Below are 21,123 nucleotides of genomic sequence, written 5' to 3' on the forward strand. Positions count from 1 at the left end.
CGTAGGTGGGAAACCAGCCTTGTTCGGCCGTGATCAAGCGCAGTCCGTTGTGGTCGACGAAGCGCTGGTAGTCCTTGACGTTCAGCGTCGCCAGAGGCAGGTCGTGAGTGATGCACGTGGCCGCGATCCAGCTGTCGTTATGTCCCCGTGGGGCAGCGATAATTCGTCGCGTCCCCACCCGCAGGCGTCACGAAGCGGTGGCGCCAGTGATGAGCAGGCTGAGTATTCCGTGCAGGGTCTGGGCGAAGTCCATGCGGTACGCGGCGAGCGCCGGATCGGCCCGGTAGGCCGCGAGCATCCCGGCGGCGGGCTGGGAATGGGACCACACCGCCCCGATCGTCATGGTCACGGCGGCGCACAGGTGAACGGCCCCAGCCGGGTCGAGTTCCGGGAGATGCTCGCGGGTCAGGGCGGCCAGCGTCTTCACATCGGTGATCGCGGCCTGCTTGTAACGCGCGGCCACGTCGGCGGAGACATTGTGCTCGAGGACGCCCGCCTGGGCACTGAGCAGATCGCAGAGGACGCGCCGGGGTTGCAGCGAGTGGGTGAGGACGTCCGCTAGGTGGCGGCAACGGTCCGGCAGGGCGGCGCCTTCGGCTCCCGGGCGGTTGGCCAGGTCTTCGAGCCACTCCTTGCGCTCGCCGTCGAGCAACTCCAGCAGGATCGCCTCGCGGGAGTCGAAGTACTTGAGGATGGACGATTTGGCGAGCTGACCACGGCGGCTGATCTCGTTGAGCGTGATGTCGCCGACCGACAGCTCCCCGAGCATCTCGGCGGTGGTTCTCAGAATCGCCTGGCGACGGATCTCCCGGGCCTCGTCACTGCGTGCCCGCTGGAAGGTCGTCATCCCGGCATCTTAAAGGACCGTCGGTACGTTGACACGGGACCGCCGGTACCGTAACTTCGGTCTACAAGAGACCGGCGGTACACAAGGGCTGGTCGCCGGCGTCAGGAGAGCAACTGTGTCGAAGGTCTGGCTCGTTACCGGAAGTTCCCGCGGCCTGGGCCGGGCGATCGTGGGGCATGCCCTCGATGCCGGTGACCGGGTGATCGCCACCGCCCGCCGTCCCGCGCAGCTGCACGACCTGGCCGCCGAACACGGCGACCGGATCCTGCCACTGGCTCTGGACGTCACCGATCCCGAGCAGGCACAGCAGGTGGTTCAGGCCGGCCTGAAGGCCTTCGGCCGCCTCGACGTGGTGGTCAACAACGCGGGTTACGGTGATCTGGCGGCGTTCGAGGACATGGCGCCGGACATGTTCCGGGCCCAGATGGAGACCAACTTCTACGGCGTCGTCAACGTCACGGGGGCCGTGCTCCCTGCGTTGCGGGAACAGGGCGGCGGGCACATCTTCCAGGTGTCCTCGCTGGGTGGCCGGGTCGGGACGGTCGGTCTTTCCGCCTACCAGAGCGCGAAGTGGGCGGTCGGGGGATTCTCCACGGTCCTGGCCGCGGAGGTGGCTCCGTTCGGTATCAAGGTCACGGTCCTTGAGCCGGGAGGCATGCGCACCGACTGGGCCGGTCCCTCGATGACCGTCCCCGAGATCAGCGCCCCGTACCGGCAGACCGTGGGCCGGTTCGCCGACCTGCTGCGGGAGTCCTCCGGGCAGGAGCCGACCGGTGTGCGGCGGGTGGCCGAGATCGTCGCGGAGCTCGCCGGACGGGAGGACGCACCGCTGCGCCTCCTGCTGGGCTCCGACGCCGCGACGTACGGCAAGGCTGTCGGCGAGGAACTGGCGGCCTCCGACGCCCGGTGGTTCGACCTCAGCGTGAGCGCGTCCGACCCCGTCAACGAGGCCACGGAATCGCTCACGGCCGTCTCGCGAGGGCGGGGCTGAGTCCGAAGGCTCAACGGCCGGGCCAACTATCGTGAGCCCATGGCTTTTCGAGCGACCATGACCGACTCGTGAGTGTTCTGGAAGCCGCACCCGAGAAGGGCACACGGCGATTCGACGGGCTCTGGCTCGCCGGTGTGGCGGCCCTCCTGCCCGCTCCCGTGAGCGCCTTCATCGTCGCGGACATGGACGGGCCGCTGGTCGTCGGGAACTCGGTGCTCCGCCGGTGGCATCTGGTGGGTGGCCTGCTCGTCCTGGGCATCCTGTTCGTGGTCGCCCTCTGGTACATCCGTGAGTCCCGGCGCGGCCACCGGGCCCGTCGTCTGCGGTGGCGCATCGTGGCCGGTGCGATCACGACGTGTGCTGTCGGAGCAGGGGTGCTCGCGTTCCTGATCACCGCCTTCCTCGACATGTTCACGACCTACACCGTGCTGCCACAGCACGGCGCCGACGGTTGCCGGGTGGTCGTCGGCGAGCGCTCGGTCCTCCTGATGGGGGAGGGCGCGATCTATGTACTTCCCGCCGGAAGTCATTCACCGCGTGAGGTGAACTCCTACTTCGCCGACGACGGCTACCGGCCGATCACCTTCGGGACCTACCGGCTGACCTGGAACGGCGACATCGCGGAGCTGACCGTCTGGGGCATGCGTGATCAACCCGTGGACTACGCCTCCGAGCCGCTGTCCTGCGGCTGAGGTTCTTTCGGTCCGGGCCGTGATAGCCCGGCCGCGGACCTGATCATCGCTACCGTAGGTGCCTGGACCGCTCCCGACCTCGAGGAATGCCCGTATGCGCACCCTGATCAGCACCGCGTTCGTCTCGCTGGACGGCGTCATGGAAGCTCCCGGGGGCGAGGCCGGGTACCGCAATTCCGGCTGGACCTTCAAGGACATCGAGTTCCTGCCCGAGGCCTACGCGATGAAGGGGCAGGAGCAGACCGAGGCCGGCGCGATGCTGCTGGGGCGGGTCAGCTACGAGGCGTTCAGTGCGGTGTGGCCGGCGATGGACGACTTCGCCGTCTACAACGCGATGCCCAAGTACGTCGTCTCCACCACCCTGGCGCAGGCCGACCTGGCGACCAACTGGGGTGAGACCACGATCCTGCGCTCGCCCGACGAGGTCGCGCAGCTGAAGCAGAGCGAGGGCGGCCCGATCCTGTTGCAGGGCAGTGCCGATCTGAACCACGCCCTGTCCGACGCGGGCCTGATCGACCGCTACCACCTGCTCGTCTTCCCGCTGTTGCTCGGCGCGGGCAAGCGCCTGTTCAGCGACACGGACAAGGACACCCAGCACCTGAAGCTCGTCGAGCACGAGGCCTACGGCAACGGGGTGCAGAAGAACATCTTTGACGTCGTGCGCTGATCGCAGGAGGCCGGACGGGGCCCGGGGCACCGTCCGGCCCGCTCGGTCAGCTCAGACGGGCCTGCGCGTCGGCGAGCAAGGGGACGATCCGCTCGCGTTCGGTGATCCCGCTGGCGTAGACGTAGGCGACGGTGAAACCCAGCTCACGCATGCTCGTGCAGGTGGAGACCACGTCGTCGGCCGTGCTGCTGGGGTCGATGCGCAGGATCGTGGTCTTCTCGATGGCGTCGTAGTCCCGGCCCACGGTGTCGCAGTGGCCCCGCAGCACCTCGAGCTTGTGGGCAGCCTCCGGACTGGCGAAAATGTTGCAGGCGTCTGCGTACTGGGCCACGAGCCGCAGTGTCTTCTTCTCCCCGGCGCCGCCGATCATCAGGTACGGGTGGGGCTGGGTGAGCGACTGCGGCGAGTTCAGGGTCCGGTCGAGCCGGTAGTGCTGACCGGCGAACGGTTCCTCGGAGCCGGACCACATCTGCAGGCAGACCTGGATCGCCTCTTCCAGCCGCTCGAACCGCTCCGCGGTGGGCGGGAAGGCGAAACCGAGACCGTGTGACTCCTCGTCGTTCCAGGCCGCGCCGATGCCCAGGCCGACCCGGCCGCCGGAGAGCACGTTGAGCGTGGTGACGGCCTTGGCCAGCAGGGCGGGCTCGCGGTAGGTGACGCCGGTGACCAGCGTGTGCAGCAGGGCGTGTTCGGTGTGGGCGACGATGAAGCCCAGTGCCGCGTAGGCCTCCAGCATGTCGGTCTCGGCCGGGCCGACGCCGCGGATCTGCCAGAAGTGGTCCATCACCGTGATCCGGCGGATGCCGCCCGCCTCGGCCTCCCGCACGTGACGGGCCAGGTCCGCGCCGAGGGCGGGTGCGCCACCGGTCCAGGTGAAGTCGGCGATGTGCAGACCAAGTTCCATGAAGTCCTTCTTCCTGTGCGGGTACGCCCCGGGTGAGAACGCTCTCCCACGGTAGCGACCGTACCGCCTACCGCAGTCGCAGTAGCGACACCACCACGTCAGGAGGACTCTCTCCCAGGCTGTTCCGGGAAGACTCTTCCTGCGGCGGCCGGTGCCTGGAGGAGCCGGCCGCCGACCAGTCAACCGTCGCTGTTACGCATCTGGTCGCGTACTGCGGCCACGTCGATGAGCGACCACACCTGCTCGATGCGGTCGTCGCGGAAGCGGTAGAACACGTGCTCGGCGAAGGCGACGCGCCGGCCGGTCGGGGTGATGCCGGCGAACTCGTGTTCGGGGGTGCAGTCGAACCAGAGGCGGCAGGCCACCACATCGTCCGTTGCGGTGAGAAGCTCCGGTACGAAACGCAGGTCGGGGATGACCCGGGCATCGTTCTCGATCAGGTCCGCGTACTGCTGCCGCGTCAGCGGGGTGCCGTTGTAGGTGACCGTGTCGTGGACGTACTGGTCCAGAGCCGGGAAGCGGCGCTCGTTCAGCACATCCAGGTAGCTGCGGTAGATGTCGGTCAGGTCGCTCATGGTGCAGCAGCCCAGCACGGCCCCGGCGTGACGGCAACCGGGCGGGCACCCGCAAGGAGCGGGTGCCCGGAACCGGTGGATCAGGCCACGTGCGCGCCCAGACCGGTCACGCCCGGCGCCACCTCAGGCCGCAGCACGAAGTGGCTGTCGTAGTCGCCGCCGGTCTGTGTCCGGTAGGGGATCGGATCGGTGACCGGGATCGCGAGCAGGCGCTCGCGCAGCTCCTTGGCCGCCTGCTCTCCCTCCTCGGGCGTGAAGCGGTCGGCCCCGTGAATCAGGAACGGCGGCAGCACCTTTGCCCCGGCGTAGAACAGGGTGCCGTGGTGCAGGGGGAAGAGCAGCTCGTCGATCGACCCATGAATGCCTCTCTCACCGAAGAATCCGGCAAACCCGCCGGTGGTCGCCACGGTCAGCGTGCGCTTGCCGGCGAGGAACCCGTCGCCGTAGCCGATCCATTCACCGTTCGGGCCGCGCAGGCCGTAGGCGTAGCCCTGCACCCAGACCCGCTCGAACCAGCCCTTCAGGATGGCGGGCATCCCGAACCACCACATCGGGAATTGAAGGACGATGGTGTCGGCCCGGTCGATCTTCTCCTGTTCGGTGCGGATGTCGGCGCTCAGTGCGCCACTCTCGTAGGCCTTCTTGGCGGCAGCCGCGACCTGGAAGCGCTGCGCCGGGTCGTGGGCGTAGCCGGCGGTGTCGACGACGGGGTTCCAGCCCATCGCGTAGAGGTCGGACACCTCGACCCGGTGCCCCTCGTCGCGCAGGGCCTGCTGCCCCTGCTCGGCGAGAAAACCGTTCAGGGAGCGGGGTTCGGGGTGGGCCAGGATCCAGAGAACGTTCATGGACCGATCATCGAACGGTGGGATCCCGATGGCGACTGGCCCGATGGACAACATGTGCGAAGATCGGGCCATGGCCGTATTCGCAGGGGATGGCCGGCACCGGGTGGCCGTGCTGGCCCGCAACGGGGTGCTGCCGTTCGAGCTCAGCCTCGTGCACCGGATGTTCGGTCACGCCCGCTCGGACGCCGGCGATGCCCTCTACGAGGTCGTGACCTGCGCGCTCGTGCCCGGCGAGATCCGTACGGACGCCGACTTCACCCTCACCGTGGCGCACGGGCCGCAGGCGCTGGCCGAGGCCGACACCGTGATGGTCCCCGGCGCGCAGAGCGATTACGAGACGCCGATCGGCCCTCTGGACCCCTCGCTGGCCGCCGCCCTGGCGCGGGTGCGGCCCGGCGCCCGGATCGCCTCGATCTGCACGGGTTCGTTCGTGCTGGCCTCGGCCGGTCTGCTCAGCGGGCGCCGGGCGACCACGCACTGGCACTCGTCCCAGCAGTTTCGCGAGCGGTTCCCCGACGTCCTGTTCGACCTCGACGTGCTCTACACCGATGACGGGAACGTGCTCACGTCGGCCGGGTCCGCCTCGGGTATCGACCTGTGCCTGCACATGATCCGAGCCGACCACGGAGCCCGGGTGGCGAACGAGGTGGCCCGCCGCAACGTCGTGCCGCCCCATCGGGACGGCGGTCAGGCGCAGTACGTGAACCGGCCCATGCCCGACCCCCGGATCTCCTCGACCGCCCGGGCCCGCGAGTGGGCCCTGGCGAACCTGCACCGCCCCGTCACCCTGCGGGATCTGGCGGCCCAGGAGTCGACCAGCACCCGCACCTTCACCCGGCGCTTCCGCGACGAGATCGGCACCTCCCCGGGCCAGTGGCTCGTGCGACAGCGGGTGGAGCGCGCCTGTGCCCTCCTGGAGAGCAGCGACCTGTCGGTGGACGAGGTGGCCGAGGCCGCCGGGTTCGGCACTGCCGGCTCGATGCGGTTGCACCTGCAGGCCGAGATCGGGGTCTCACCCAGCGCCTACCGCAACACGTTTCGCGGTCGTTCCCAGTCGGCCTGACCGGAGCGGGGCCGACCCGGCCCGCCGCGCCGACCGGGGCACTACCGCACGGAGGGTGCCGGCCCGCAGAACGCCTTCCGGACCGCGATCAGCGCCTTCGGCGCCTGACGTCCGGGCCGGCCGGCGCTGGACGACTGACGGGGTGCGGGCCCTTCTACCCGTGGAACACGGTGCTCGAGCGTCGCTCGTACCAGTGCACCAGGTGCTCGCCCACCTTGATCACGTGGGCACGCATCTCCTGGGCGGCCGTCTCACCGTCACCGGCGGCCAGGGCGGCGATGATGCGGTCGTGGGCGCCGAACGCCTGATCGCGCTGCCGGGGATTCTCGGCCAGCAGCTGCACCGGCACGTTCCGGGGAAAGCTCTGGTCGATGTCGCGCACGGCCCGCCGGAGGTGCCCGTTCGAGGCGCTGTCCAGGATCAGCGTGTGGAAGGCATGGTCGGTCCAGGCGCTGCCGGCCTGGCCGGGGGTCAGGTCGTGCGCCTGGTGGTTCACCCGGCGCAGCTGGTCCAGGTCGGTCCCGCGCATCCGGCCGGCCGCGCGGGCGGTGGCCAGACCCTCGAGCTGCGCGCGGATCTCGTAGGCCTCCCGCACCTCCCACGGAGCGGGCACGCGCACGCAGGCGGCCCGGTTCGGCGGCATCTCGATCAGGCCGTCGCTCTGCAGACGGCGCAGTGCCTCGCGGATCGGCGTGCGGCTGATGCCGAACTCCGTGGACAGCTCCGCCGGGCGGATCGGCCTACCCATCGGCAACGCGCCGGACATGATGCGATCGCGGATGTGCCCGGTGATCTCGTCGACGAGCAGGTGGGCCATACGCTCCTCCATCACAACAGTATCCATATCTTGCCAGATTGGATCCATAAAGGCAAGGCTAGTGGGGTCGGCGTCCCCCGTCGCCCGGGCGGCCTGCCTGCACCCAGGCGTCCCACTTCAGCCCGATCAGGCCCCGGGCCAGCCACCAGGCCGCCGCGATCACGAACCCGGCGGCGGGGAGCCCGATCCAGAGACCGACCAGGTCCAGGCCACTCAGGGGATGGAGGGAGACATCGTCCCGGGTGCCGGTTCCGCGACGCCGCACCTCCAGCACATCACCGAGGTGGCCCCCGATGTCGCAGGCCTTGACCACGAAGGTTGCCGGCAGGCCGGCCCGCGGGTGATCGACCTCGAAAAACGTGATCTGGGCGGGGCTGTCGTTCCACACCGATCGGCCGCGACTGGTCGCCGTCGACATCTGTGCCCAGCTCGACACGGTCAACCACCGCATGGCCACACCCGACGACCTGAACGAGACCGCGCGCCTCGTCGAGGCCCACGACCGCCGCGTGGTCACCGGCGGTGGAAAGGCCGGACCCGGTTCGGGTGGTTACACCTTCGCCCAACGGGCCGTCTCCCGGCTGGTGCACGACCTGGCCCTGACCCTGGCCCCGCAGTCGATCCGCGTGAACGCCGGGCACCCGGGCAACACCGACACCGGCATGCTCCAGAACGAGGCCATGTACCAGCTGTTCCGCCCCGACCTGGAGCACCCCGGACACGACGACGCGCAGGCGGCGTTCGGGCACACGCACACCATGCCGGTGCAGACCCTCGACCCGGGCGACATCTCCGAGGCCGTGCTCTTCCTGGCCTCCGACGCGGCCCGCTACATCACCGGCGCCCAGCTGCGGGTGGACGCCGGCGCCCTCCTGCCGACCAGGACCTCCGGAGCCCCCGCCTAGGAAGGCCGGTGCCGGCGCAACCAGGCCGCCTGGCCGCCGTCCACCAGAATGTCCGTACCGGTGATGTACAGCGACCCGGGCCCGGTGAGAAACGCTACCACCTCGGCAATCTCACCGGGTGTGCCGGTGCGCCCCGCCCCGCAGGCGTCGAGCATCGCCATCATGTGCTCACCGCTGGCGGACTCGGCCTCCGCCTGGGCCATTCCGGTCGAGATGACACCCGGGCTCACGGTGTTGATGCGGGCCCCGCGCCGGTTCCAGTCCAGCGCGGCGGCCTGCACCCGCACCTGGTTGGCCCGCTTGGCCAGAATGTAGGCCGCGATCGGATCGTCGCCCACCGAGGCCAGCACCGGCAGGTTCAGCAGATCGACGGTCGGTGCGGTGGCGAGCAACTGCTCGTCGTCGGCGCCGATCTGCGCGTAGTGCCCGGCCATGCTGGCGATACAGACCAGTGACGTGCCCCGTGACGCCACCGGCAGGAAGGCGTCGATGAGGTGTGCCGTGCCGGCCAGGTCCACCTCCATGATCTGCCGGACCGTGGAGGTGGCGGCCGAGACACCCGCTGTGTGAACGACCGCGGTGACAGGGCCGTCGGCGGACGCGGTCCTGGCGAGACGCGACACCGCATCGGCGTCGGAGACGTCGGTCATCACACCGCGCACCTGATACCCCTCCGAATCCATTGAGGAAACAGCCCTTTCCAGGGATTCGGCGTGTGCGTCCGCCAGCACGAGCGTGCGGCCGCTGGCGATCCGCCGCGCGACGGCCGTACCCATGCCACCGGCACCGGTGACCACTACGACGTCCATCATCACCTCGTTGTGAGTGTCTCGGAAACTGACCACGCAGTTCCGGCGGCGACGGCCTGCCGCCACGGGCGGATCGCCTTCGGCGGCATACCGAGAGAAAGCACGCCGGTCAGACGGTCGCCGGTGCGATAGGCGGCCATGAACCGGCGTGACTCCAGGTCGCCGTCGACGATCTCGACCGCGTCGTGGCCCCGCAGGTAGCCGTGCGCCTGGATCTTCAGGCCGTACTGGTCGGACCAGAAGTACGGAACCGGTGCGAACGGCCGGGCGTCGCTTCCGCGCAGCAGGTTCCGGGCTGCCGCCATACCCTGTTCGGCCGCGTTGGTGCGGTGCTCGACGCGCATCGTCACCCCGAACAGCGGGTTGTGCCAGCGGGCCACGTCACCGGCGCCGTAAACACCCGGGGCGGCCGCGCTGAACTCGTCGCACACCAGTCCGTCGTCCAGCTCCAGGCCGCTGCCCTCCAGCCACCCGGTGTTGGGCTGTGATCCGACGGCCACGAGAACCTCGTCCGCCGTGACGAATTCGCCGTCGCCCAGCTGAACCCCAGTAGGAGACGTTGACGTCACCGTCACCCCGGTCCGCACGCAGACGCCCTGATCACGATGCACCTGCGCGAGCACCTCCCCGACCGGGACACCCACCGCCTGGGCGAGCGGCACCGGCGCCGGCTCGAGAAGCGTCACCTCGCACCCGAGCTGCCTGGCCACGGAGGCCGATTCGGCGCCGAGGAAGCCCGCCCCGACCACGGCCAGACGGCGTCCGGGTTTCAGTCGTTCCCGCAGGGCCAGGGCATCGGCCAGGGTGCGCAGCACGTGCGCCCCCGACCCGGGAAGCCGCCGGGGTCGCACCCCGGTCGCCACGATCAGCCCGTCGTACTCCACGGACGAATCCCCGAGAAGCACCGTGCGGGAGGCCAGGTCCAGCCCGGTTGCCCGCACCCCCAGCCGCAGGTCGAGCTCCAGCGCCGCGATCTGCTCGGCCGGGCGCAGCGCCAGACGCTCCGCCTCCCACTGCGAGGCCAGGATCTGCTTCGACAGCGGCGGCCGGTCGTAGGGGGCGTCGATTTCTTCCCCGACGAGAACGATCTTTCCGCCGAACTTCTCGCGCCGCAACGCCTCCGCCGCCGACAGCCCGGCGGCGCAGGCTCCGACCACGACGATCCGGTTCACCCCTCCACCAGGCGGATCGCCGCCGCCGGGCACACCGCCGCGGCCTCCCGGGCCTCGTCGTACTGGTCCGGAGAGGGACTGTCGTCGAGAACGATCGCCACTCCGTCCTCGTCCCTCTGGTCGAAAAGATCCGGAGCGACCATCACGCACTGCCCGGCAGCGACACACTTCGGCTCGTCGAACTCCACCTTCAGGCTCATGCCGACCACGTCACCGGAAGCGACGTCAGACCGTACGCCACGCCTTCCATCGCGAACGGCACCTCCTCGAACGGCACCGCCAGGGCCAGGGTCGGAATGCGCCGGTACAGCGTGCTGTACGCCACCTGAAGTTCCACCCGGGCCAGCGACTGCCCCAGGCACTGGTGCACGCCGTACCCGAAAGCGTGATGCTGCCGGGCCGGCCGGGTCAGATCCAGCCGGTCCGCGCCCGGGAACTCGGTCTCGTCCCAGTTGGCGCCGGACAGGTCGAAGACGATGCCGTCGCCGTCCTTGATGGTGACGCCGTGCAGTTCGATGTCGGCGTTCGCGATCCGCCGGATGCCGGTGTGCACGATCGTCAGGTACCGCAGCAATTCCTCGACCGCGTTGGCCACGAACTTCGGGTCGTCGCTGCGATCGCGCAGCAGGGCCAGCTGGTCCGGATTCTGCAGCAGGGCCAGGGTTCCCAGGGAGATCATGCTGGCGCTGGTCTCGTGGCCGGCGATCAGGATGGCGGTGGCCATGTGCACGGCCTCCTCGTAGCCCATCTCCCCGGCGGCGACCCGCGCTCCCATCTCAGAAAGCACGTCCTCTGCTGGATCTTTCATCTTCTGCCCCAGCAGTGCGCCGAGATACTGCCCGAGCGCCTGGCCCGCCTCACGGGCTTCCTGAGGCGTGGACTCGTGGCTGATCGTCTTGCTGCTGTTGGTCTGGAAGAACGCGTGGTCCTCGTAGGGCACGCCGAGGATCTGCGTGATCACCAGGGTCGGCACCGGCAGCCCGACGGCCTGCACCAGGTCGGCCGGGTTCGGCCCGGCCAGCAGGTCGTCGACGAGAGAGTCGATCACCTGCTGGATGCGCGGACGCAGTGCTTCCACCCGCTTGACCATGAACGGGCCGTTCACCGTGCGGCGCAGCCGGGTGTGCTCGGGCGGGTCGGTGTTGGTGATCATCGGGGGGATGTGCGGTGCCGACTCGGCCCGCCCGCGCGTCATGTGCGGGTAACCGTCGCGGTGCTCGTCGATACTGATGCGCGGGTCGTTGAGCAGGGCTCTCTGGTCGGCGTGCCGGGTGATGAACCAGGGCTCGCTGCCGTCCCAGATCCGCACCTTGCCGGCGGGTTCCTCGCGGGTCATGGTGCGGACGGTGGGGGCCGGGGCGAACGGACAGCCGGACTCGCGGGCCATCGGGTATTCCGGGGTGGGCATGTTTCCTCCGGGTGCTGGCGCGGAAGGACCCCTCCAGGTAAGCCCACCCGGCAGACGGCACCCGGACAGCTTCCAGACAGGAAACAGACATTTCCAGGTTCAGGAAAACCCCAGCCGGTACCCGAATCCCCGGTGCGTGTGAATGAGAGCGGGACCGTACGCGTCCACTTTTCGCCGCAACCGGGAGACCAGCCGCTCGACCGCCCCGGCCCCCGAACCCCCGACCTGCCAGGCCAGTTGCTCTTTCGAGAGCACCTGACCGGCGTTGAGCAGCAGATGACGCAGCAGCCGGTACTCGGCCGGGGTGACGTCGATGCTGCGCTCACCCCGCCAGGCGCGACAGAGGCTTTCGTCGAGGCGGAGGTCGCCGTGCCGCAACACCGGCTCCAACCGCGGGCTGTCGCGGTCGCGCAGCAGGACCTGCATGCGGGCCAGCAGTTCGACCACGCGATAGGGCTTGGTGACGTAGTCCTCCACCGCGGTGCCCAGCTCGGGCAGGATGCGGTCGATCGACTCACAGGCCGTCATGCAGACCACCGGTGGGCGGTCGGCGAATTGTGGACGCCGGTCGGCGAGTTCGTTGCTGTCCGGCATGTCTTCGTCGACGACGATGAGATCGATGCGCCGGCGCCGCATGACCTCCAGGGCCTCGGCGCCCGTCCGGGCCGGCTCGATCAGGTAGCCCGCCGGTCTGAGTCGCGTGACCAGGCCCGTGCGCAGTTCGTCGTCGGGCACGATCACCAGCAGACGCCACCGGTTCCGGACACCTGACCCAGCTGTCACGTCGTCGTACCTCCGTGTGCTGACGAGCCTGAGGACCCTGTCGAGTCTAAGCGTCGAGCAACTGCGTCAGCATGTCCGCCACCAGACGGGCGACGTCGTCGGAGGAGGCCTGGTTGAGGGTCCGGAAGGTGCCGGAGGCGCGGCTGAGAACGACGCCCGCCAGGGCGGCGGTGACCACCTCGGCCCGCAGCTGGGCCTGGTCGTGCCCGGTCTTCTCGGCCGCCCCCCGGCTCGGGGCGAGCAGCCGGTGCTCCAGCATCTCGACGGCGGCCTTCTGCAGTTCGTCGTCCTGGTGCGGGTGCACTGCGGCGTACAGGCTCGGGCTGGCGCCCATCTCGCTGACCCGGTCGAGCAGCCGGCGCAGGCGGGCGGGGTCCCGCAGGTCGATCGGGTCGATGCCGCCGGTCTGGCTCTCCAGCCGCAGGGCGGCCAGGTAGAGCTTGGCCTTGCTGCCGAAATACCTTGCGATCAGGGCCGGGTCGACACCGGCGCGGACCCCGATCTCGCGCAGCGTGGTCTTCTCGTAGCCGCGCTCGGCGAACAGCTCCCCGGCCGCTGTCAGCAGCATCTCCCGGCTCTGCGCCGAGTTCCGTCGGCGGGTCTCGCTATCGGTGCTCATCGGGCGGCACTTCCGGTGGTCTCGGGAACGTCTTCCGGCTCGAAGCCAATCACGTTGGCGACCGCGGCGTCCGTAGCCTCCTCGACGAGGAGTTCCTGTTCCTGGTCAAGACGGATCACGCAGCGGCTGGGCAGGATCAGGGCCGCCAGCGCCGCGACCAGGCACAGGCCGACCGCGGTCCAGGCACCCAGGGAGTAGCCACTGTTCTGCGGCAGCACGTCGGGAGCGTGGGTGTGCGCGGCCAGGACGGTGGCGCCCACGGCGCTGCCGAGCGAGTACCCGATGGTCCGCAGCACCTGGTTCAGGGCCAGGGCGGCGCCGGTCTCCTCACCGGGCACGGCGCTGACGATCATCCGGGGCATCACGGCGAACAGGCAGCCGGTGCCCAGGCCGGTGATGCCCATGACCACGAAGATCTGCCAGAGGTCGCTGCGGAGGGTGGCGAACATGACCAGAGCCAGGGCGAAGAAGACGGCGCCGATCGCGAGCATCCGGGAGGAGCCGGTGCGGTTGGCCAGGCCGGGCACGAACCGGCTGGCCAGGAAGCTGGCGGCGGACATCGGCAGCAGCACCAGCCCACCGACCACCACCGAGGCGGCGAGCCCGTAGCCGGTGGACGCGGGTGTCTGCACGTAGCGGATCACCATCGACAGCAGCATGTAGAGGCCCATCCCGGCGAGCACCGCGGTGACGTCGGCGGTCAGCACCGTGCGGTTGCGCACCAGCCGCAGGTCGACCAGCGGGTGGGCGGCGCGCAGCTCGTGCCGGACCCAGGCGGCCAGCGCCACGACGGCGACGGCCAGCAGGCCCCCGATCCGCGGCGAGCCCCAGCCCCAGTCCTCACCCTGGCTGATCGCCAGGAGCACGCAGACGAGCCAGACGGCCATCAGCACCAGGCCGGGCCGGTCGAACGGAGAGGAGCGCCGGTGCCGGCTCGGTGGCACGACCACGGCGCACAGCACCAGCGCGAGCAGGGCGAGCCCGGCCGCGACCCAGAAGGCCGCGTGGAACCCGAGGTGCTCGGCGATGACTCCGGTGAACGGATAGCCGAGCCCGAGCCCGACGACGGCGGTCACGGACAGCGTCGCCAGGGCGGGCCGGGCCTGCTCGGGAACCAGGTGGTCGCGGGCCACGCCCATGGCCAGCGGCAGCAGGGCCAGGCCGAGACCCTGCAGGGCCCGCCCGGCGACGAGGAGGGCGAACACCGTGAAGGGGAGGGCCGCGAGTACGAGCCCGGCGATCAGCAGGCCCAGCGCGACCAGCAGCACCGGGAGCCGGCGGGGACCGTCACCGAGTCGGCCGATCACCGGGGCACTGACCGCTCCCACGAGCAGGGTGATGGTCAGTGACCACTGCGCCGTGCTCAGCGAGACCCCGTAGTCGGTGGCGATGGTCGGGATCAGCGGCGCCCCGAGGCTGCTGACCAGGGCCAGCAGCAGGCCGACGTAGGCCAGGACCGGCACGAGCAGCCGCCCCCGCCAGGAACGCGGATCGACGATCAGGGGATCGGGCAGGGTGATCGATGGTGTGCTGATGGGAGTGCCTCCTGCGGGTGCCGCGCCGAGCCCGGTGCGGAAGTGCCGGATGTCGAAGCACCGCGGCGGCATCGCCGACCAGCTCCCATCCGTGTCATCAACCGATGTCATCACTTGATGACAATACTGTCCAGTCGCCCTGCACGGCTGTGGCCGGTCTCACCCGTCAACTTTCGGGTTCGCTCACAGCGAGTACAGTCAGGTTGTCTCTCGGTTCCCGGTGCGCTGACACCGCCCGGATCTGTGCCGATGCTCGTCAGAGCCGTTCTCCGCCGTCACCGGTGAGATTCGGAGCGGCCACGTGAGGCCTTGTGCCTGCCGCTGGTGCCACCCGACCGAAAGGCTTCAGGCAATGACGATCCGTATGGGCTTCGTGAGTTCGTACCCACCCACCGTGTGTGGGCTGGCCACCTTCACCGTTTCCCTGCGCCGCGAACTGGTCGCTGCGCGAGGTGCTCGCGGCAGCGTGATCCAGGCTGTCGACGAACCTTCCGTACCCGCCCGCGACGAGGTGATCGGTAGTCTGGTGGCCGGGGAACCGGGCAGCGGTCTGCGGGCCGCCGCGCAGCTCAACCAGGGTGACGTGGCGATCGTGCAGCACGAGTACGGCATCTACGGTGGCATCGACGGCGACGAGATCCTGCCCCTGCTGGCCGCCCTGACCGTGCCCTCGATCGTCGTGCTGCACACCGTGCTGAGCGAGCCCACGCCCGGTCAGCGGGCCGTGCTGGAGATGGTGGCCGGGCTGGCCGGGGCCGTCGTGACGATGGGAACGACCGCCCGCGACCGGCTCGCCACCGGGTATGCCGTCGACATGGCCAAGGTCAGCGTGATCCCGCACGGCGCCCCGGTCGTGACGGCGCCGGCCGCCCGTCCGCGGGCCGAGGCCACCACCCGCCCGACCATTCTCACCTGGGGTCTGATCGGCCCCGGCAAGGGCATCGAGTGGGGCGTCGAGGCGATGGCGCTGCTGAGAGACCTCAGCCCCGCGCCCCGGTACCTGGTGGCCGGCCGCACCCACCCGAAAGTGCTCGCGTACGAAGGGGACGTGTACCGGCAGCGGCTGATCGACCGGACCCGGCAGCTGGGGCTGGACGACGCCGTGACCTTCGACAGTCGCTACCTGACCACCACCGACCTGAACGCCCTGGTGGCCGCTGCGGACATCGTCCTCTTGCCCTACGACTCCACCGACCAAGTGACCTCCGGCGTGCTCAGCGAGGCCGTCGCCGCGTCCAAACCCGTGGTGGCGACCAGGTTCCCGCACGCCGTGGAACTGCTCGCGGGCGGCGCCGGCCTGCTCGTGCCGCACCGCGACCCGATCGCCACGGCGACCGCCCTGCGCACCCTCCTGACCCGCCGCGACATCGCCGAGGACATGAGCCGGGCCGCGGTCACCACCACGCCCGGCGTGCTCTGGCCCGCGGTGGCCCGGCGCTACCTGGCGCTCGCCGACCAGTTGTTACGAGATCGGGTGGGCGCATGACCACGACCAGTACCGCCCCCGGGCCGCTGTTCGGCCATCTCCGGCGGCTCACCGTCGGGCCCGGCCTGTTCGAGCACGCCGACCATGCCGACCCACGTCCCGAACACGGCTACTGCGTGGATGATGTCGCGCGGGCGCTGGTCGTGACCAGCCGCGAGCCGGACCCGTCCGCGCAGGTCCAGGCGCTGGCCCGCACCTACCTGGACTTCACCCTGGCCGCGCTGCGGCCCGACGGCTCCTGCCACAACCGGATGAGCGTGGACGGCACCTGGTCCGAGCCCGGCACCGGCGACTGGTGGGGCCGGGCCGTCTGGGGCCTGGGGGTGGCCAGTGCCCACGGGCCGACGGCACAGTTCCGGGCCGAGGCGTTGCGGGGTTTCCGGCTGGCCGCGACCGCCCGTCCGTCGCCCCATCTGCGGCCCCACACGTTCGCCGCCCTGGGGTCCTTCGAGGTGGGTGACGAGCACGACCTGCTGCGCGACGCCGTCCGGGCCGTCGGCGTCCCCTCCCCGGCCATGGCCGACCCGTTCTGGCCCTGGCCCGAACGCTGGCTCACCTACGCCAACGCCTCGATCGCCGAGGCCCTGCTGGTGGCGGGCTCGGCCCTGGGTGACCGGGCCGCCCTCGGGCACGGACTGCGGTTGCTGGACTTCCTGGTCCGCACCGAGACCCGCGACGGCCACCTGTCGGTGACGCCCGTGCACGGCCGCGACCGGGCGGCCGATGAGCCCGGGTTCGACCAGCAGCCGATCGAGGTGTCGACCCTGGCCGATGCCTGCGCCCGCGCGTACGACCTGACCGGTGAGGAACGCTGGCGCACCGCGGTCGGCACGGCCTGGGCCTGGTTCCTGGGCAAGAACGACTCCGGTGTGCCGATGTTCGACCCGGCCACCGGCGCCGGGTACGACGGTCTGCTGAAAGACGGCCGAAACCTCAACCAGGGCGCGGAATCCACCCTGGCCGTGATTTCCACCGGACAACAGGCGCGCCGTCTGGGGGTGTGGGCATGACGCTCGCGCACCCGCTGCCCGACATGGTCCTGCCCGACCCGGCCCGGGTGATCGCCCGGCTCTTCGTACCCGGGGAGGAGCTCTCGCACGGCACCTCCCGCCGGGGTGCCGTGGTCGCCCGGGTTCTCGCCCTGCCCGAGATCGAGGTGGAGCAGTTGGTGGACGAACTCCTGCGCGACTTCCGGGGGCGGCACCGCGGTTACCACGATCTCCTGCTCGCCCACGCCGCGCTGGTCAGCCCGCACGTGCTGGGCGAGGCCCGGATGTCGGTCAGCCGCACCCTGCTGATGGGCGCCACCTTCACGAACGAGTACGCGCTGGAGGGAGCGGCGCTGTGCAACCCGAGCGCGGTGCCGCACCCGGACCAGAGTGGCCTTCGACCCGGTCAGTTACGGCTGGCGATCAGCCTGCGGGCCATCGGTGAGGGGCATCTCTCGTCCATCGGCTTCTGCACCGCCGTGGCCGGGCCCGGACCGGAGTGGACGTTCGAACCGCGGCCGCTGCCCGTGGTTCCCGGCACGAGCTCCCCGGCGCTGTGGCACCGCGAGCACCTGCGGGCGGTGCTGGCCGACCGGGGGAAGATCGACGGCCTCGCCCACAGCGTGCTGGTCAGCCTGCCCGAGCAGTTCACCGCGGCCGATCTGGAGATCGCCCTGGCCGGTGCCCATCACGACCGGCTCGGCCACTTCGGCGGCCGGCCCACCACCGAGCTGCTGCGTCACCTGGTCACGTCGGCCTACCAGGTGACCTTCCCCGACGACATCGACCTTGGTCAGCAGGTGCTCTTCCCGGTCTCCGAGGAGGAGAGCAACGGGCTTGAGGACGCCCGTTTCGTGCGGTTCACGGGGGACGACGGGTCGGTCGGGTACCGGGCGACCTACACCGCCTACGACGGACGGCAGATCGCCCCGCGCCTGCTGATCAGCTCCGACCTGCGCACTTTTCACGCGCACCGGCTGGCCGGCCCGGCCGCGCGGAACAAGGGCATGGCCCTCTTCCCGCGCCTGGTGGGCGGGGAACACCTGGCGCTGTGCCGCTCGGACGGGGAGAGCACCAGCCTGACCCGCTCGGCCGATGGATTCGTCTGGCAGGAGCCCACCGCGCTGCAGACCCCCGCCTTGCCGTGGGAGGTACTCCAGGTGGGCAACTGTGGTTCGCCGATCGAGACCGACCGGGGCTGGCTGGTGCTGACCCACGGAGTCGGCCCGATGCGGGTGTACGCGATCGGGGCGCTGCTGCTGGATCTCGACGACCCCACGCGGGTGCTCGCCCACCTGGAAGAGCCCTTCCTGCGCGCGGCCCCGGCCGAACGTGAGGGGTACGTGCCGAACGTCGTGTACTCCTGCGGAGGAGTGGTTCACGACGGACGTCTGTGGCTTCCGTACGGCATCGGGGACGCGCGGATCGGGGTGGCGTGGGCCGACGTCGAGGAACTGCTCGACGCCATGAAGCCCCACTGACCAGAGAGCTCAGAGGGCGGTGAAGAGCTGTTCGTAGGCGGCGACCATGCGCTGCGCGGTGAAGCGGGTCTCGACGTCTTCCCGGCAGGTGCGGCGGTTCAGGGTCGCGACCTGCTCGACAGCCTTCACCGCCTGATCCAGATCGTGCGGGAGAAAACCGGTTTCCCCGGGCCGGACCAGCTCCGGCAGTGACCCCAGGGCGTACGCGATCACCGGCGTGCCGGTGGCGAGCGACTCCACCACGGACAGCCCGAACGGCTCGGCGAAGCTGATCAGGTGCAGCAGGGCCAGCGCGCCCCCGAGCAGCCGGTCGCGCTCGGCCGGGCCGACCGGGCCCAGATAGGTGACGTCCGGCCCCAGGTGCGGTTCGACCTGATCGGCGAAATATTCCTGGTCCTGGATGATTCCGGCCAGGACCAGGGGCAGGCCCGCGCGCCGGGCGACCTCGATCGCGCGGTGGGCGCCCTTGTGCGGGTGGATCCGGCCCAGGAACAGCAGGTATACGCCGGCCTCGGGCCGGAAGGTGAACTCCGCCAGGTCGATGCCGTGGTGGATCGTCGCCCGGTAGGGCAGGTCCGGGTGCCGGTCGGCGTCACTGATCGAGACGTAGTGACCGACGTCGGCGTAGGCCCGGTAGACCGGCAGGATCGCGGGGGAGGAGAAGCCGTGAATGGTGGTGACCACCGGCGTCCGCACCAGACGGCTGTACGTCAGGGGCAGGAAGTCGAACTGGTTGGACAGCACGTCGAACTCGCCGGCCCGTTCGAAAGCGGCCGAGATGTGCAGGCTTTCGTAGACCTTCGCGTCGAGCGTGAGGTCTTCCTCGTACCCGGCCGGGCTCTCGGCGTGCAGCCGGCCGGCGGTGAGCGAGTCGGCGGTCGCGAACAGCGTGACCTCGTGCCCGAGCGCGACCAGCCCCTCGGCCAGGGTCGACGCCACTTGTTCCCACGGCCCGTACGACCACGGCGGCGTGCGGTGCGCGACCGAGGCGATCACCCCGATACGCATGGCCCCAGCATAGTGCGGGGAGCCACCGGCGACATCGGTGGCTCCCCGCACGCGTCCCGTGATCAGTGAGCGGCCTGGGTGGCCGGCTCCTCGGCCGTCTCGACCGGGAGGGCCGGGGTGGCCACCGGCTGGGCGGCCGGGATGAGCGCGGCCAGCACCGCGGCGAGCAGGGAGACCCCGGCACCGAGCATCAGGGCCACGCGGAACCCGTCCTCGGAGGCCAGGGAGAACCCGCCGAGATCGATCGTCATCTGCGCCAGCACCACACCGATGACGGCCGAGCCGATCGTCGTGCCCAGCGAGCGCATCAGGGTGTTGAACCCGTTGGCGGCGGCGGTCTCGGAGATCGGGACCGCACCCATGATCAGGGCGGGCATGGAACCGTAGGCCAGGGCGACACCACCGCTGATGACGATGCCCGAGACCATGAGGCCCCACGCGTCCCCCATCAGGAACAGGGAGAGGCCGTAACCGGCGGCGATGATGATCGCGCCCAGGGACAGCACGGCCTTGGGGCCGCGGCTGTCGATGAGCTTCCCGCCGACGGGGGAGATGACCATCATGACCAGGCCGGCGGGGGCCATCCAGAGACCGGTGGCGAGCATCGACTGCCCGAGGCCGTAGCCGGTGGCGGAGGGGAACTGCAGCAGCTGCGGAAAGACCAGCATCTGGGCGTACATGCCGATGCCGACGAACACCGAGGCGATGTTGGTGACGAGCACGCGGGGGCGGGCGGTGGTGCGCAGGTCGACCAGCGGGTCGGTGGTGCGGGTCTCCCAGAAGCCCCAGGAGAGCAGCGAGAGCACGGCCACGGCGAACAGGATCAGCGTGGTGGCCGAGGTCCAGCCCCAGTCGGCGCCCTTGGAGATGGCCAGGAGCAGCGACACCAGGCCGACGGCCAGGCCGAGGGCACCCGGGTAGTCGAAGCGCTGGCCCTTCGCGGCGGCCGGGGTGGTCGGCACGAAGGTGTAGATCAGGCCGGCGACGATCAGGGCCAGCCCGGCCGAGCCCCAGAACAGCACGCGCCAGCTGGCGTACTCGGCCACCGCGGCGGCGATCGGCAGGCCGAGGCCGCCACCGATGCCCATCGAGGCGCTGACCAGGGCGATGGAGCTGCTCAGGCGGGCGGCGGGCACCACGTCACGCAGCAGGGCGATGCCCAGCGGCACCATGCCCATGCCCAGTCCCTGCATACCGCGCCCGACGATCATCGGGACGACGGAGGACGAGAGGGCACAGATGATCGAGCCGGCGATCAGGGGGACGCTGCACGCCAGCAGCATCGTGCGCTTACCGAGCATGTCGCCGAGGCGCCCGGCGATCGGCACGGCGACACCGGCCACCAGCAGGGTCACGGTGATGACCCAGGCGGCGTTGCCGGAGGTGGTGTTCAGGATCTGGGGCAGCTCGGCGATGAGCGGCGTGACGAGGGTCTGCATGACGGCCGCGGTGGTGCCGGCGAAGGCCAGGGTGGCCACCACCGCACCGGAGCGGGTCGTGCTTTCGGGGGTGCTCAAAGCCGGTCTC

Annotated in this window: 23 protein-coding genes; 8 read left to right on the top strand and 15 right to left on the bottom strand. The window is 70.3% G+C overall.

The features are described 5' to 3' along the window. Positions 1-187 precede the first annotated feature (187 nt). On the bottom strand, positions 188-847 hold the full coding sequence (locus LR393_RS28485; protein ID WP_231487985.1) for a TetR/AcrR family transcriptional regulator: 660 nt from the start codon (positions 845-847) through the stop codon (positions 188-190). Positions 848-962: 115 nt separating this feature from the next. Between LR393_RS28485 and LR393_RS28490 the strand changes: the two genes are divergently transcribed. The 3 genes from LR393_RS28490 (at position 963) to LR393_RS28500 (ending at position 3,197) form a co-directional block, all read left to right on the top strand. After that, entirely contained in the window at positions 963-1,838 is an 876-nt protein-coding gene (locus tag LR393_RS28490; protein ID WP_231487986.1) for an SDR family NAD(P)-dependent oxidoreductase, read from the top strand. A gap of 68 nt (positions 1,839-1,906) precedes the next feature. After that, positions 1,907-2,530 carry a hypothetical protein gene (locus LR393_RS28495; RefSeq protein WP_231487987.1) on the top strand — a complete coding sequence of 208 codons (624 nt, stop codon included), beginning with the start codon at positions 1,907-1,909 and terminating at the stop codon, positions 2,528-2,530. Between the two features lie 94 nt (positions 2,531-2,624). Beyond that, the gene (locus LR393_RS28500; RefSeq protein WP_231487988.1) at positions 2,625-3,197 is read left to right on the top strand and encodes a dihydrofolate reductase family protein; all 573 of its coding nucleotides are present in this window, start codon (positions 2,625-2,627) and stop codon (positions 3,195-3,197) included. Positions 3,198-3,243: 46 nt separating this feature from the next. Here the strand turns inward: LR393_RS28500 and LR393_RS28505 are convergent, their stop codons facing one another. From LR393_RS28505 to LR393_RS28515, 3 genes are all read right to left on the bottom strand, one after another. Then, positions 3,244-4,101, bottom strand: coding sequence for an LLM class F420-dependent oxidoreductase (locus LR393_RS28505; protein WP_231487989.1), 858 nt, complete (start codon positions 4,099-4,101; stop codon positions 3,244-3,246). Positions 4,102-4,280: 179 nt separating this feature from the next. Then, positions 4,281-4,676, bottom strand: a complete 396-nt coding sequence (locus tag LR393_RS28510) for an ester cyclase (RefSeq protein ID WP_231487990.1) — start codon at positions 4,674-4,676, stop codon at positions 4,281-4,283. 80 nt (positions 4,677-4,756) lie between these two features. Beyond that, a complete protein-coding gene (locus tag LR393_RS28515) occupies positions 4,757-5,521 on the bottom strand; it encodes an NAD(P)H-dependent oxidoreductase (RefSeq protein WP_231487991.1) in 765 nt (254 codons plus the stop codon). 43 nt (positions 5,522-5,564) lie between these two features. On the opposite strand from LR393_RS28515, the gene LR393_RS28520 reads away from it, so the two are divergent. Further along, positions 5,565-6,584: a GlxA family transcriptional regulator gene (locus LR393_RS28520; protein WP_345718911.1), complete on the top strand. Its 1,020-nt coding sequence runs from the start codon at positions 5,565-5,567 to the stop codon at positions 6,582-6,584. Positions 6,585-6,738: 154 nt separating this feature from the next. Here LR393_RS28520 and LR393_RS28525 read toward each other — a convergent pair whose 3' ends face one another. Both LR393_RS28525 and LR393_RS28530 read right to left on the bottom strand, forming a co-directional pair. Continuing rightward, positions 6,739-7,413 (bottom strand): GntR family transcriptional regulator, encoded by a 675-nt coding sequence (locus tag LR393_RS28525; RefSeq protein WP_231487993.1) that lies wholly within the window; start codon positions 7,411-7,413, stop codon positions 6,739-6,741. Positions 7,414-7,459: 46 nt separating this feature from the next. After that, positions 7,460-7,852, bottom strand: coding sequence for a hypothetical protein (locus LR393_RS28530; protein WP_231487994.1), 393 nt, complete (start codon positions 7,850-7,852; stop codon positions 7,460-7,462). Between LR393_RS28530 and LR393_RS28535 the strand changes: the two genes are divergently transcribed. Further along, positions 7,851-8,306 carry an SDR family oxidoreductase gene (locus tag LR393_RS28535; RefSeq protein WP_231487995.1) on the top strand — a complete coding sequence of 152 codons (456 nt, stop codon included), beginning with the start codon at positions 7,851-7,853 and terminating at the stop codon, positions 8,304-8,306. The two genes, LR393_RS28530 and LR393_RS28535, sit on opposite strands and share 2 nt — an antisense overlap. Here the strand turns inward: LR393_RS28535 and LR393_RS28540 are convergent. The 7 genes from LR393_RS28540 to LR393_RS28570 form a co-directional block, all read right to left on the bottom strand. Then, on the bottom strand, positions 8,303-9,118 hold the full coding sequence (locus LR393_RS28540) for an SDR family oxidoreductase (RefSeq protein WP_231487996.1): 816 nt from the start codon (positions 9,116-9,118) through the stop codon (positions 8,303-8,305). The genes LR393_RS28535 and LR393_RS28540 overlap by 4 nt on opposite strands. Next, positions 9,118-10,287, bottom strand: a complete 1,170-nt coding sequence (locus LR393_RS28545) for an NAD(P)/FAD-dependent oxidoreductase (RefSeq protein WP_231487997.1) — start codon at positions 10,285-10,287, stop codon at positions 9,118-9,120. The genes LR393_RS28540 and LR393_RS28545 overlap by 1 nt, the downstream gene beginning before the upstream one ends. Beyond that, positions 10,284-10,481 carry a ferredoxin gene (locus LR393_RS28550; protein WP_345718910.1) on the bottom strand — a complete coding sequence of 66 codons (198 nt, stop codon included), beginning with the start codon at positions 10,479-10,481 and terminating at the stop codon, positions 10,284-10,286. The genes LR393_RS28545 and LR393_RS28550 overlap by 4 nt, the downstream gene beginning before the upstream one ends. A 2-nt stretch (positions 10,482-10,483) precedes the next feature. Beyond that, on the bottom strand, positions 10,484-11,695 hold the full coding sequence (locus LR393_RS28555; protein ID WP_231487999.1) for a cytochrome P450: 1,212 nt from the start codon (positions 11,693-11,695) through the stop codon (positions 10,484-10,486). A 99-nt stretch (positions 11,696-11,794) separates the two neighbouring features. Next, a complete protein-coding gene (locus LR393_RS28560) occupies positions 11,795-12,478 on the bottom strand; it encodes a response regulator transcription factor (protein WP_231488000.1) in 684 nt (227 codons plus the stop codon). Positions 12,479-12,524: 46 nt separating this feature from the next. After that, positions 12,525-13,097 (bottom strand): TetR/AcrR family transcriptional regulator, encoded by a 573-nt coding sequence (locus LR393_RS28565; RefSeq protein WP_231488001.1) that lies wholly within the window; start codon positions 13,095-13,097, stop codon positions 12,525-12,527. After that, positions 13,094-14,743 carry an MFS transporter gene (locus LR393_RS28570; protein ID WP_231488002.1) on the bottom strand — a complete coding sequence of 550 codons (1,650 nt, stop codon included), beginning with the start codon at positions 14,741-14,743 and terminating at the stop codon, positions 13,094-13,096. Before LR393_RS28570 ends, LR393_RS28565 begins: the two co-directional genes overlap by 4 nt. A 241-nt stretch (positions 14,744-14,984) precedes the next feature. Between LR393_RS28570 and LR393_RS28575 the strand changes: the two genes are divergently transcribed. The 3 genes from LR393_RS28575 to LR393_RS28585 are packed head-to-tail and all read left to right on the top strand — an operon-like array spanning position 14,985 to position 18,588. Then, entirely contained in the window at positions 14,985-16,118 is a 1,134-nt protein-coding gene (locus LR393_RS28575) for a glycosyltransferase (RefSeq protein WP_231488003.1), read from the top strand. Then, positions 16,115-17,128: a hypothetical protein gene (locus tag LR393_RS28580; protein ID WP_231488004.1), complete on the top strand. Its 1,014-nt coding sequence runs from the start codon at positions 16,115-16,117 to the stop codon at positions 17,126-17,128. Before LR393_RS28575 ends, LR393_RS28580 begins: the two co-directional genes overlap by 4 nt. Then, positions 17,125-18,588, top strand: coding sequence for a glycoside hydrolase family 130 protein (locus tag LR393_RS28585; protein ID WP_231488005.1), 1,464 nt, complete (start codon positions 17,125-17,127; stop codon positions 18,586-18,588). Before LR393_RS28580 ends, LR393_RS28585 begins: the two co-directional genes overlap by 4 nt. Positions 18,589-18,597: 9 nt before the next feature. Here LR393_RS28585 and LR393_RS28590 read toward each other — a convergent pair whose 3' ends face one another. After that, the gene (locus tag LR393_RS28590) at positions 18,598-19,596 is read right to left on the bottom strand and encodes a glycosyltransferase family 4 protein (protein ID WP_231488006.1); all 999 of its coding nucleotides are present in this window, start codon (positions 19,594-19,596) and stop codon (positions 18,598-18,600) included. A gap of 62 nt (positions 19,597-19,658) precedes the next feature. Further along, positions 19,659-21,113, bottom strand: coding sequence for an MFS transporter (locus tag LR393_RS28595; RefSeq protein WP_231488008.1), 1,455 nt, complete (start codon positions 21,111-21,113; stop codon positions 19,659-19,661). Positions 21,114-21,123: the final 10 nt, after the last annotated feature.

It is taken from the genome of Kineosporia mesophila (assembly GCF_021129235.1).
Taxonomy (GTDB): domain Bacteria; phylum Actinomycetota; class Actinomycetes; order Actinomycetales; family Kineosporiaceae; genus Kineosporia; species Kineosporia mesophila.